This is a genomic window from Streptomyces sp. MnatMP-M17, assembly GCF_900091995.1.
Lineage (GTDB): Bacteria > Actinomycetota > Actinomycetes > Streptomycetales > Streptomycetaceae > Streptomyces.
The window spans coordinates 1-12,038 of sequence record NZ_FMDK01000126.1 but is presented as its reverse complement, the minus strand read 5'-3'; the positions used below and the strand labels follow the sequence as shown (position 1 = coordinate 12,038).

The window sequence follows — 12,038 nt, the reverse complement described above, 5'->3', positions numbered from 1 at the left end:
CGGCGGGCGGGCCGCCGTATGCACCGTTACGAGTCGATGCTCGGCGGGGACCGGCAGATCCTCGCGTTCGATCCGTCGGGGAAGGGCCGGGCCGCGGAGGTGTTCGGCGATCTCGAACGCGCCCAGCGCGTCTCGGTCGTCGTGCCCGGCGTCGACACACACATGCTGACGTTCGAGCGGACGGAGCGCTGGTACACGGCGCCGGTGGGCATGGCCGAATCGCTGTACTCCGCCGAGCGGTCCGCCGATCCCGACGCGCGGACGGCCGTCATCGCCTGGGCCGACTACACCTCGCCCGCCGGACTCGGCATGGACGCGGCGATCGGCAAGCTCGCCGAGGAGGGCGCCGTGCGGCTCACCGCGCTGACCCGCGCGCTGCCGGGCACGTCCCGGATCTCGCTCTTCTGCCACAGCTACGGCTCCGTGGTGTGCGGAGTCGCCGCACGCGGCCTGCCCGCCCGGGTCAGCGATGTGGCGGTCGCGGGCAGTCCCGGGATGCGGGTGCGGAACGCGGCACAGCTCCGTACGGACGCCCATGTGTGGGCCATGCGGGACCGTGACGACTGGATCGAGGACGTGCCGTACATGGCGGTCGGCGGACTCGGTCATGGCGCGGACCCGATGGCGCGGGCCTTCGGGGCGCGGGTGCTCTCGGCGGCCGGCGCGGCCGGGCACAGCGGCTACTTCGAACCGGGTACCGAAAGCCTCGACAACTTCGCGGACATCGGCGTCGGTTCGTACACCGCGGTGAGCTGCGCGGACGGCGACGGCGGCTGTGTGAGCGGAATCCCGGACAACGGCGGGAGCGGAACGGACCAGGCCTGACGCACGCGGTGCATGCCCGGCCGACGCGCGGGTCGCGTGTCGGCCGGGCACGGCGTACGCACGGCGCACGGAGCGTCCGAAGAGGGCCCACGCGCGTAGAATTCGTGCGCTGGGGCAGGCGACTCATGGGCGCACGCCGCCTACGATGAAGCACATGGGTGATGTGCTCGCGGGGATTCATGCCACCTGGGAGTTCGAGAGCGACTCCGTGCTCGTCCGCTTCGAACGGGGGATCAGAACGCCGAAGCTGTTCCAGGCGCTCGGTGAACGCCGTATCCCTCATGAGGCGTTGTCATCGGTGACGCTCACTCCCGGAAAGCGCGGGACGGTGGTGCTGCACGCCGTGCCGAGAGCCGGAGCCGATCCGCTCGTGGAGGCGGCGGCCGGACAGCTCAGGGAGAGCGGCGATCCCTACCGGCTGGTGCTGCCCGCCGAGCGCGACTCCCTCGCGGAGTACTACGCCGACGGACTGCGGGCCGCGCTGGCGCGCGGCGCCCGGGACATGCAGGAGCCCGCCGAGCGCTACCTGGTGGCCGCGCCCGCGCCTCCGCTGCACTTCAAGGCGTTCGACGGCAAGGCCTTCTTCGACGGGGACCGGGTGTCCTTCCGCTGGTTCTCTACGGGCGCCTCCACCACCAAGTGGAAGGCGGGCGACCAGAATCTGCCGGTCGGAGAGCTGCACGGCGTCGAATGGCGCTCGCCGGAGCTGTTCGACGGCTATCTGCGCCTGCTGCGCCGCGACGGAACCGGTACGGGACTGCCGCAGCCGGCCCGGGCGGACCACGATCCGGCGGCGGTCGTCTTCGGTCTCGGCTACGGCCCGGTGCACGAGTCGCTCCCGTTCGCGGCGGCCGTCCTCGCGGCCGTCCAGGAAGCGTCACCGAGCCGCGCCTCGGTGACGGTCCCGGCGGTGGCGTCGATACGCCGCGACCCGGCGGATGTCGCCGACCGTATCCGCCATCTCGGCGAGCTGCACCAGGCGGGACTGGTGACGGACGAGGAGTTCTCGGCGAAGAAGGCGGAACTCCTGGCGGAGCTGTGAGGCGGGCAGCGGCAGCTACCTGCTACTCCCGCCCCGCCGAGGTGAACGTCATGTCCGCGTACCGGCCGCCGGCCACCTGGCCCGCGATCGGCTCCAGCGACCGCAGCTCGTCCTCGCTCAGAACCAGCCGCGTGGCCGCCGCGTTCTCCTCGACCCGGCTCCGCTTCCGCGTCCCCGGAATCGGTACGACGGGCAGCCCGTACACCGCCGCCCGCTGCTGCACCCAGGCAAGCGCGATCTGCCCGAGCGAGGCGTTGCGCCCTTCGGCGATCTCGCGCACCGGCTCCAGCAGCGCGGCGTTCACGGCGGCGTTCTCGCCGGTGAAACGCGGCTGCTGGCGGCGGAAGTCGTCGTCGCCCAGCTCCCGGTCGGCGTTGACGAACGCGCCGGTCAGAAAGCCGCGGCCGAGCGGCGAGTACGGCACGAGCGCCACGCCGAGTTCGACGGCGGCCGGTACGACCTTCGCCTCGATGTCCCGGCTGAAGAGCGACCACTCGGACTGCACGGCCGCGATCGGGTGCACCGCCTGGGCCGCGCGCAGCTCACCGCTGGTGACCTCGCTGAGCCCGAGGTGCTTGACCTTGCCCTCGGCCACGAGCTCGGCCATCACTCCGACCGTCTCCTCGATGGGGACGTTCACATCGCGCCGGTGCATGTAATAGAGGTCGATCTCGTCCACGCCGAGGCGTTCGAGGCTTCCCTCGACGCACTGACGGATATACGGCACGTCGTTACGGATGATGCGCTTGGTGCGGTCGGCCGGGTCGATGGCGAGCCCGAACTTCGTCGCCACGACGATCTCGTCGCGGTGCGCCCGGACGAACGGCGCGATGAACCTCTCGTTCTCGCCCGCGCCATAGGCGTCCGCCGTGTCGTACAGAGTCACGCCCAGTTCCAGGGCGCGCTCCAGGGTGGCGCGCGCCTCGTCCAGGTCCGTCGGCCCGTACGCGAAGCTCATGCCCATGCAGCCGAGCCCCTGGACGCCGACCTCCGGGCCGCCGGTCCCGAGCCGTACCTTTTCGATCCTGCTCTCACTCATCGGGTTTCAGGCCCTCTCCGACGCCCTGCGGGCGTCCGCGTAAAAGCTGATCTTGTGATCGAGCACGGCGACGGTGTCCTGGAGTTCCGCGATCCGGTTCAGTACATCGCGCCGGGTCCGCGCCAGGAGTTCCTGCCGCTCCTCGAAGGTCTCCTCGCCCACCCGGATCAGCTCGGCGTACCGGACCATGTCCGCGACGGGCATCCCGGTCAGTCTGAGCTTTCCGACGAAGGCGAGCCAGTCGAGATCCTGGTTGCTGAACCGCCGCTGCCCGGTGTGCGACCGGTCGACATGCGGCATCAGCCCGATCCGCTCGTACCAGCGCAGCGTGTGCGCGGTCAGTCCGGTGAAGGCGGCGACCTCGCTGATCGTGTAGCGGTCCTCACCATGGGGACGCGGATGCCGGCGGGGCGCCGCCACACACGCGTCCAGGCGATCGGTCGATACCGGACTGCTCTCGATCAGCGTCATACCGCCCACGCTAGATCCTTGGAGTGCACTCGAAGCAAGCGGAAAATGACAGGAGTTTCCCGGCGCCGTGGCCGAGACTGCGCGACCGGGACGGTCGAGTACCGAGGGCGAGCCGCTGTACGCCTCCCTGGGCTTCGTCCGTACGCCCGATCCCTCCATGAGGCTGACTTTCTGAGTCCTCTACGCTCTAGCCATGCAGAGCCTGGCGCTGATCGAGAACTGGCCGGTGACGACCGCGGCGACCGCCGTCGTACGGGCGGACGGCACCGTCGTCGGGGCGTACGGCCCGACCTCGCACCGCTTTCCGCTCGCCTCCGTGACCAAGCCGCTCGCCGCGTACGCGGTGCTGGTTGCGTACGAGGAGGGCGCCGTCGAGCTGGACGAGCCGGCCGGGCCCGAGGGCTCCACCGTCCGCCATCTGCTCGCGCACACCAGCGGGCTCGCCTTCGACCAGCACCGCGCGACCAGCGCGCCGGGCACCCGTCGGCTCTACTCGAACGCGGGCTTCGAGGTACTCGGCGAGCATGTCGCCAAGGCCACCGACATACCCTTCGCCGACTATCTGCGCGAGGCGGTCCTCGAACCGCTCGGCATGGTCTCCACCTCCTTCGACGGATCACCGGCCAGGGACGCCGTCTCGACGGTCGACGATCTGGTGCGGTTCGCCGCGGAGGTCCAGACGCCCAGGCTGCTCGACCCGCGCACGGTGCTGGAGGCGATGAGCGTCGTCCATCCGGGGCTCTCCGGTGTGCTGCCCGGCTACGGCCATCAGAAGAACAACGACTGGGGTCTCGGCTTCGAGATCCGGGACACCAAGTCACCGCACTGGACGGGCGCTTCATCGTCGCCGCGTACGTTCGGGCACTTCGGCCAGTCCGGTACGTTCCTGTGGATCGACCCGGACGCGGGCGCGGCCTGTGTGGCGCTCACCGACCGGCCCTTCGGGCCCTGGGCGGTCGAGGCCTGGCCGCCCTTCACCGACGCGATACTCACCGAGCTCCGTACGGCCTGATCCGTACGGTCTGAGCGCCGGGCCCAGCGCCGGGCCACCGGGCCGCTCAGCCCGACATCTCCCAGAGCAGCACCTCCGCCGCAGGGCCCGCGGTCAGTTCCAGGCCCTTGGCGTCCGTGATACGCGCGGAGTCGCCGGGCGCCAGTTGCCTGCCCGTCCCGCCGTCGCCGTCCAGCCGGGCGCCGCCCCGCACCACATGGACATAGACGAAGCGCGCGTCCGGCACGGCGGAGCGCTCGCCGTCCTTGAGCCGCCGTACATGCAGCATCGCGCCGGCCTGCGGAAGGGCGTACGGCGTGGAGTCCGCGATGCCCCGGACGATCTCGTACGCGGGCTCGCCGCCCGGCTCCAGTGGCGCGAGCCACATCTGTACGAAGACCAGCGGGACCGTACCGTCGTTGCGCTCCACATGCCGTACGCCGCCGCCCGAGCTGAGCCGCTGTACGTCGCCCGCCCGGACGACCGTGTCGTGCCCGGCCGAGTCCCGGTGCGTCAGCTCGCCCTCCACGACCCAGGTGACGATCTCCGTATGGCTGTGCGGATGTTCACCGAATCCGGCGCCCGGCGCGAGCCGCTCCTCGTTGCAGGCGAGGACCGCGCCGAAGCGAAGATTGTCCGGATCGTAGAAGCGCCCGAACGAGAAGGCGTGCAGGGACTCGATGCCCGCGCCCGGGTCACCGCCGACATGACGCTGCGCTGCGTGCCTCACGAGAATCACGGCTCAACGGTAGGCGGTTTCCCGCGGATCGGACCGGTCCGGGAGCGGTCCGGGACCGGTCCGGGTGCCGTCCCTCCGTCGGCCGGCCTGGCACGGTCGCCAGGACACCCTCCGACCCCGGGCCCCCGGACCGCCGCCCTGATGAGGCACTCTTGTCCCGTGCCTGAACCCTCGAACGAACCCCATCCGCATCCCGCGACACTGCGCAGGCTGGAGCAGTCCTCGGGACGGCTCGCCGCGAACGCCATCGCCCGCATGGACGAGACGCTTCCGTGGTACCGCGCGATGCCGCCGGAGAACCGTTCCTGGATCGGGCTGGTCGCCCAGGCCGGTATCGCCGCGTTCACCGAGTGGTTCCGTCATCCGGAGACTCCTCAGGCCATCTCCACCGATGTCTTCGGCACCGCTCCGCGCGAGCTGACCCGGGCCATCACCCTGCGCCAGACCGTCGAGATGGTGCGGACCACGATCGAGGTCATGGAGACGGCGATCGAGGAGGTCGCGGCGCCCGGCGACGAGTCCGCGCTGCGCGAGGCGCTGCTCGTCTACGCCCGCGAGATCGCCTTCGCCACCGCCCAGGTGTACGCCCAGGCCGCCGAGGCACGTGGCGCGTGGGACGCCCGGCTGGAGTCGCTCGTGGTGAACGCCGTGCTCTCCGGTGAGGCCGACGAGGGCGCCGTCTCCCGGGCCGCCGCCCTCGGCTGGAACTCTCCCGAACATGTCTGTGTGCTGCTCGGCACCGCTCCCGACGGCGACAGCGAACTGACCGTCGAGGCGATCAGACGGGCCGCCCGGCACGCCAAGCTCCAGGTGCTCACCGGAGTCCTGGGCGACCGGCTCGTGGTGATCGCGGGCGGCAGCGACAATCCGCTCCAGGTCGCCAAGGCGCTGATCGGCCCGTATGCCGCGGGCCCGGTCGTCGCGGGCCCGGTGGTGCCCGATCTGCTGGCCGCGACCAAGTCGGCCCAGGCCGCGGCGGCCGGGCTCAAGGCGTGCTTCGCCTGGCAGGACGCGCCGCGTCCGGTCCTCGCCGACGATCTCCTGCCGGAGCGTGCCATCGCCTCGGATCCCGCCGCGCGTGAGCAGTTGGTGGAGGAGATCTACAGACCGCTGGAAGAAGCCGGGTCGGCGCTGCTGGAGACTCTGAGTGTCTATCTGGAGCAGGCGAGCAGTCTTGAGGGCGCCGCCCGGATGCTCTTCGTTCACCCCAACACCGTGCGCTACCGGCTCCGACGTGTGACTGACGTCACCGGATGGTCACCGTCCGATGTCAGATCCGCCTTCACGCTGCGGATCGCACTCATCCTGGGGCGCCTGGCCGACGGAGACCCCCAGACTTAGGCTTTTGTCGTACTCCAACAATTCCCCTGACGGTTCTTCGTCCTTGTCCTCACGGGCGATATGGCCCGTCCACAAGAGAGAGTGTGAGAGTGCTCGTACTCGTCGCTCCCGGCCAAGGCGCTCAGACGCCCGGCTTCCTGACTCCCTGGCTCGAACTGCCCGGTGCCGAAGACCGGCTGCGGGCGTGGTCGGCCGCCATCGACCTGGATCTGGTCCACTACGGCACGGACGCCGGCGCGGACGAGATCCGGGACACCGCGGTGGCCCAGCCGCTGCTGGTCGCGGCGGCTCTGCTGTCGGCCCGTCAGCTCTTTCCGGACACCGTGGACATGGCGCGCGAGGTGGGCGCCACGGCCGGCCACAGTGTCGGTGAACTGGCCGCCACGGCGCTGGCCGGTGTGCTCTCCGACGAAGCGGCCCTGGAGCTCGTACGGGCCCGTGGTCTGGCGATGGCCGAGGCGGCCGGGATCACCGCGACCGGCATGTCGGCGCTCCTCGGCGGCGATCCCGACACCACCGTCGCGCATCTGGAGAAGCTCGGTCTGACGCCCGCGAATGTGAACGGCGCGGGCCAGATCGTGGCCGCGGGCACGCTCGACCAACTCGCCGCGCTGGAGGCCGACAAGCCCGAGGGCGTACGCCGGGTGGTGGCGCTCAAGGTCGCCGGAGCATTCCACACGCACCATATGGCGCCCGCCGTCGAGAAGCTCGAAGTGGCCACCGGATCGCTCGTCGTCGCCGATCCGGCCGTGCCGTACGTCTCGAACCGGGACGGACGGGCCGTCTCCACCGGGGCCGAAATCGTGACGCGCCTGGTCGGTCAGGTCGCCAATCCGGTCCGCTGGGACCTGTGCATGGAGACTTTCCAGGAGCGCGGTGCGACCGCTCTCATCGAGCTGTGCCCCGGCGGCACCCTGACGGGTCTCGCCAAGCGGGCCCTGCCCGGAGTCAAGACCCTCGCGCTGAAGACCCCCGACGACCTCGACGCGGCCCGCACGCTGATCGCCGAGCACTCCTCCACGGCTGAATAGGAGCCAGAGAGCATGTCGAAGATCAAGCCCAGCAAGGGCGCCCCGTACGCGCGCATCATGGGCGTGGGAGGCTACCGCCCGACCCGGATCGTGCCCAACGAGGTGATCCTCGAGACGATCGACTCGTCCGACGAGTGGATCCGCTCCCGCTCCGGAATCGCCACCCGCCACTGGGCCTCGCCCGAGGAGACGGTCGCCGCGATGTCCATCGAGGCGTCCGGCAAGGCGATCGCCGACGCCGGGATCACGCCCGAGCAGATCGACGCCGTGGTGGTCTCGACCGTCTCGCACTTCAAGCAGACTCCGGCCATCGCGACCGAGATCGCGGACCGGATCGGCGCGGGCAAGCCGGCCGCGTTCGACATCTCCGCCGGATGCGCGGGCTTCGGTTACGGGCTGACGCTCGCCAAGAGCATGGTCGTCGAGGGCTCGGCCCACCATGTCCTGGTGATCGGTGTGGAGCGGCTCTCCGATCTGACCGATCTGGAGGACCGCGCGACGGCGTTCCTGTTCGGCGACGGCGCGGGCGCCGTCGTGGTCGGTCCGGCCAAGGAGCCGATGATCGGGCCGACGATCTGGGGCTCGGAGGGCGACAAGTCCGACACCATCAAGCAGACCGTGCCGTGGGACGATTACCGCAACGGCACGGTGGAGAAGTTCCCGGCCATCACGCAGGAGGGCCAGGCCGTCTTCCGCTGGGCCGTCTTCGAGATGGCGAAGGTCGCCCAGCAGGCGCTGGACGCGGCCGGAATCAGCTCGGAAGACCTGGATGTCTTCATTCCGCACCAGGCCAATATGCGGATCATCGACTCGATGGTGAAGACTCTGAAGCTGCCGGACAGCGTCACGGTCGCGCGTGACGTCGAGACCACCGGCAACACCTCGGCCGCCTCGATCCCGCTCGCGATGGAGCGGCTTCTGGCGACCGGGCAGGCGAAGAGCGGCGACACCGCGCTCGTCATTGGCTTCGGGGCGGGTCTCGTCTATGCCGCGACGGTCGTTACCCTCCCCTAGGCACACCGGATCTTTCCGGAGCGTGTTCCGATATATCCCTCTGCGTACAATCGAAGGAGCGCCCACATGGCCGCCACCCTGGAAGAGATCGTCGACGGTCTCGCCGAGATCGTGAACGAGATCGCCGGTATCCCGGTCGAGGACGTCCAGTTGGACAAGTCCTTCACCGACGACCTGGACGTCGACTCGCTGTCCATGGTCGAGGTCGTCGTCGCCGCCGAAGAGCGCTTCGACGTCAAGATCCCGGACGACGACGTGAAGAACCTGAAGACGGTCGGCGACGCCGCCGACTACATCGCGAAGCACCAGGCCGCCTGACCCGCCTGACCGGATCGCGCGGCATCCGCCACCCGGTGGTGGCGCCGTAAAAATTCAGCACCCTCTACACGTGGAGAAAGAATTCCAGTGAGCTCGACCAATCGCACCGTGGTCGTCACCGGTATCGGCGCAACCACACCACTGGGTGGCGACAGCGCCTCGACCTGGGACGGTCTGCTCGCGGGCCGCTCCGGGGTCCGCCCTCTCGAAGGCGAGCGCTACGTCGGCCTGCCGGTCCGTATCGCCGCCGTGGCGGCGGTCGACCCGGGCGATGTACTGCCCCGTCCACTCGCCCGCAGGCTGGACCGCTCGGCGCAGTTCGCGCTGATCGCGGCCAGGGAAGCCTGGGCGGACGCGGGTTACACCGCCAAGGCCGGCGAGGACACCGCCGTCGACCCGGACCGCCTCGGCACCGTGATCGCCTCCGGCATCGGCGGCGTCACGACCCTGCTCGACCAGTACGACGTGCTGAAGGAGCGCGGCGAGCGCCGTGTCTCTCCGCACACCGTGCCGATGCTGATGCCGAACAGCCCTTCCGCCAACGTCAGTCTGGAAGTGGGTGCCCGCGCGGGCGTGCACACACCGGTCTCGGCCTGCGCGTCGGGCGCGGAAGCCATCGGTTACGCCGTGGAGATGATCCGTACCGGCCGCGCCGATGTCGTCGTCGCCGGTGGTACGGAGGCGGCCATCCACCCGCTGCCCATCGCCGCGTTCGCCAACATGATGGCGATGTCGAAGAACAACGACGAGCCCACCAAGGCCTCCCGCCCGTACGACACGGCCCGTGACGGCTTCGTCCTCGGCGAGGGCGCGGGTGTCGTCGTCCTGGAGTCGGCGGAGCACGCGGCGGCGCGCGGCGCGCGGGCCTACTGCGAGGTGCTCGGCCAGGGACTGTCCTCCGACGCCCATCACATCGCCCAGCCCGAGCCCACCGGCCGCGGTATCGCGAAGGCCATGGAGAATCTGCTGGACAACACGGATCTCAAGCCGTCCGAGGTCATGCACCTCAACGCGCACGCGACCTCCACACCACAGGGCGATGTCGCCGAGGTCAAGGCGCTGCGCCGGGTCCTGGGCGACGATCTGGACCATGTCGCCGTCTCCGCCACGAAGTCGATGACCGGTCATCTGCTGGGCGGCGCGGGCGGTATCGAGACCGTGGCCACGGTTCTCGCGCTGTACCACCGCGTCGCACCGCCGACGATCAATGTGGACGACCTCGACGCGGAGGTGGACGCGGACATCGTGCGCGACACCCCCCGCGCGCTCCCCACCGGCACCATCGCGGCGATCAACAACTCGTTCGGCTTCGGCGGCCACAACGTGGTACTGGCGCTCCGTACGATCTGAACGCGCTGATCACGGGCGCGTGCGAGAACGCACGCGCCCGTTGGGCTGATCGCGCCGGACGGCGCCGGTCAATCGCGCCGGTCAGGACAGCGCCGGTCAGGCGTCGAAGCTGGCGAAGTACGTCGCCGCCATGTCCTCGTCGCCGTGGCCCTGTGCCTCCGCACGGCGGAAACGTTCCGCGCCGGCCTCCGCGAGGTCCAGGCGTACGCCGTGGCCCTCGCCCGCCTCGACGATCAGCCGGGCGTCCTTGCCCGCCGTGATGACCGTGAAGTTCGGGCTGTAGTCGCCCTTGAGGATCGCGTCGGCCTTGGCGTGCAGATAGCCGCAGTCCAGCGGACCGCCGGAGACGGCCTCCAGGAAGTGCCGCGGATCCACGTCCAGTCCCTTGGCCAGCGCGAGCGCCTCGGCCGTTCCGGCGGTGAGCGCCAGGACCCAGCTGTTGCAGACCAGCTTGAGCCGGCTGGCGGCGCCGGTGCCCCCGTCCTCGGACAGCCAGACCGTACGGCCGCCGATGGCGTCGAGCACGGAGGCGAGCGGCGCGCGGGCCTTCTCGGGGCCCGCGGCCAGGATCAGCAACTGTCCGCTCTCGGCGGGCGCCCTCGTCCCGAGCACGGGCGCGTCCACGAAGACCAGTCCCTGCTGACGGGCCAGATCCGCCATCGGGGCGATCGCCTCGACACCGGCGGTGGTCGACTGGAGCCAGATGGCGCCGGGCCGCAGACCGGGCCCCGCGGCCGTCATGGCCTCCAGGGCGGCGGATCCGTCGTACAGCATGGTGAGCACGACATCCGCGCCGGTCACGGCCTCGGCGGGAGTCGCGGCGACCCGCGCGCCGTCGGCGACGAGGGCTTCGGCCTTGGCGGGAGTGCGGTTCCAGACCCGGACGTCATGTCCGGTGCGGCAGAGGTTACGGGCCATCGGGGCGCCCATGATGCCCGTACCGAGGACAGCTACTGCGAGTTGATCAGCCATGGGACCACCGTAGGACGCGGCGGGCCCGTCCGCTCATACGACTTGATGCAACCAGCGGACCGGAGCGCCCTCGCCGGCGTACCGGAACGGCTCCAGCTCGTCGTCCCAGGGCTTGCCGAGCAGTTTGGCGACCTCCGCCTCCAGCTGGGTCTCGCCCTGCTGGGAGCGGGCCAGCGCGGCGCGCAGCCGGTCCTCGGGGACCAGGATGTCGCCGTGCATACCGGTGACGGCGTGGAAGATTCCCAGGTCGGGCGTAGCGCTGTAGCGCTCGCCCTCGGCGGTGGGACAGGGCTCCGCGGTCACCTCGAAGCGGAGCATCTGCCAGCCGCGCAGCGCGGAGGCGAGCTTGGACGCGGTGCCGGGCCGGCCCTTCCAGGAGACTTCCGCTCTCCAGGTGCCGGGCGAGGCGGGCTGGCGGATCCAGTCGAGCTGGACCCGCAGACCGAGTACTCCGGCCACCGCCCATTCGACGTGGGGGCACATCGCGCGGGGTGCGGAGTGAATGTACAGAACTCCACGTGTCGTCACCGGGACCTCCAGTGTGGGACGAGGTTCGCCTTTCCCAGCGGCCTCAGTAAACAGCATCGGGAGTGAAACTCCGCAAAAGGGACAGCATGTGACGTGATGTAATTTACCGGAGCCGAGAGATAAGGGCGCCTCTGGTTCGACGTGGGAAAAGCTACCGTGCGGCGGGGTGCCCGGGGTGACGTACGGTCGGTCCCGGGCCCGATATGCGCGAAGCTTTCACTCGGCAGGACGCCGCCGGACGCCTGAGGACGCCAGTCTTCTTCAGAGGAGCCAACGGGGAGGGGCCGTTCATGCGCAAGAGCCTTCGGAGTGGCGCTCGCGGGCGTACGGGCCCGCGCGCCCGGCGCCCGCGCGCCGGGCTCGCCGCCGTCACGGCC

13 protein-coding genes are annotated in these 12,038 nt (G+C 70.4%); 8 read left to right on the top strand and 5 right to left on the bottom strand.

Features of this window, described 5'->3' with window-relative positions; genetic code table 11:
- Together GA0115259_RS06815 and GA0115259_RS06810 are read left to right on the top strand one after the other, a co-directional pair.
- A partial coding sequence (locus GA0115259_RS06815) for an alpha/beta hydrolase (protein WP_093592322.1) occupies positions 1 to 825 on the top strand: 825 nt, incomplete at its 5' end.
- Positions 826 to 979: 154 nt separating this feature from the next.
- A complete protein-coding gene (locus GA0115259_RS06810; RefSeq protein ID WP_176732460.1) occupies positions 980 to 1,867 on the top strand; it encodes a DUF4429 domain-containing protein in 888 nt (295 codons plus the stop codon).
- Positions 1,868 to 1,889: 22 nt separating this feature from the next.
- On the opposite strand, the gene GA0115259_RS06805 is transcribed toward GA0115259_RS06810, so the two are convergent.
- Positions 1,890 to 2,906, bottom strand: coding sequence for an aldo/keto reductase (locus tag GA0115259_RS06805; protein ID WP_093592313.1), 1,017 nt, complete (start codon positions 2,904 to 2,906; stop codon positions 1,890 to 1,892).
- A 6-nt stretch (positions 2,907 to 2,912) separates the two neighbouring features.
- Entirely contained in the window at positions 2,913 to 3,377 is a 465-nt protein-coding gene (locus GA0115259_RS06800) for a MerR family transcriptional regulator (RefSeq protein ID WP_093592310.1), read from the bottom strand.
- Between the two features lie 193 nt (positions 3,378 to 3,570).
- Between GA0115259_RS06800 and GA0115259_RS06795 the strand changes: the two genes are divergently transcribed.
- Positions 3,571 to 4,389: a serine hydrolase domain-containing protein gene (locus GA0115259_RS06795; protein WP_093592307.1), complete on the top strand. Its 819-nt coding sequence runs from the start codon at positions 3,571 to 3,573 to the stop codon at positions 4,387 to 4,389.
- Between the two features lie 46 nt (positions 4,390 to 4,435).
- Here GA0115259_RS06795 and GA0115259_RS06790 read toward each other — a convergent pair whose 3' ends face one another.
- The gene (locus GA0115259_RS06790; RefSeq protein WP_176732459.1) at positions 4,436 to 5,107 is read right to left on the bottom strand and encodes a pirin family protein; all 672 of its coding nucleotides are present in this window, start codon (positions 5,105 to 5,107) and stop codon (positions 4,436 to 4,438) included.
- A gap of 141 nt (positions 5,108 to 5,248) precedes the next feature.
- On the opposite strand from GA0115259_RS06790, the gene GA0115259_RS06785 reads away from it, so the two are divergent.
- From GA0115259_RS06785 to fabF, 5 genes are all read left to right on the top strand, one after another.
- Positions 5,249 to 6,448 carry a PucR family transcriptional regulator gene (locus GA0115259_RS06785; protein ID WP_093592304.1) on the top strand — a complete coding sequence of 400 codons (1,200 nt, stop codon included), beginning with the start codon at positions 5,249 to 5,251 and terminating at the stop codon, positions 6,446 to 6,448.
- An 89-nt stretch (positions 6,449 to 6,537) separates the two neighbouring features.
- Complete coding sequence (locus GA0115259_RS06780; protein WP_093592300.1) at positions 6,538 to 7,479, top strand: ACP S-malonyltransferase; 942 nt, start codon at positions 6,538 to 6,540, stop codon at positions 7,477 to 7,479.
- 12 nt (positions 7,480 to 7,491) lie between these two features.
- Positions 7,492 to 8,493: a ketoacyl-ACP synthase III gene (locus tag GA0115259_RS06775; protein ID WP_093592297.1), complete on the top strand. Its 1,002-nt coding sequence runs from the start codon at positions 7,492 to 7,494 to the stop codon at positions 8,491 to 8,493.
- 66 nt (positions 8,494 to 8,559) lie between these two features.
- Positions 8,560 to 8,811 carry an acyl carrier protein gene (locus GA0115259_RS06770; RefSeq protein WP_046502803.1) on the top strand — a complete coding sequence of 84 codons (252 nt, stop codon included), beginning with the start codon at positions 8,560 to 8,562 and terminating at the stop codon, positions 8,809 to 8,811.
- 87 nt (positions 8,812 to 8,898) lie between these two features.
- Positions 8,899 to 10,161: a beta-ketoacyl-ACP synthase II gene (fabF, locus tag GA0115259_RS06765; protein WP_093592294.1), complete on the top strand. Its 1,263-nt coding sequence runs from the start codon at positions 8,899 to 8,901 to the stop codon at positions 10,159 to 10,161.
- Between the two features lie 96 nt (positions 10,162 to 10,257).
- On the opposite strand, the gene GA0115259_RS06760 is transcribed toward fabF, so the two are convergent.
- Both GA0115259_RS06760 and GA0115259_RS06755 read right to left on the bottom strand, forming a co-directional pair.
- The gene (locus tag GA0115259_RS06760) at positions 10,258 to 11,133 is read right to left on the bottom strand and encodes an NAD(P)-dependent oxidoreductase (RefSeq protein ID WP_093592291.1); all 876 of its coding nucleotides are present in this window, start codon (positions 11,131 to 11,133) and stop codon (positions 10,258 to 10,260) included.
- A gap of 33 nt (positions 11,134 to 11,166) precedes the next feature.
- Positions 11,167 to 11,661, bottom strand: a complete 495-nt coding sequence (locus GA0115259_RS06755) for a DUF3145 domain-containing protein (protein ID WP_093592289.1) — start codon at positions 11,659 to 11,661, stop codon at positions 11,167 to 11,169.
- Positions 11,662 to 12,038 lie beyond the last annotated feature (377 nt).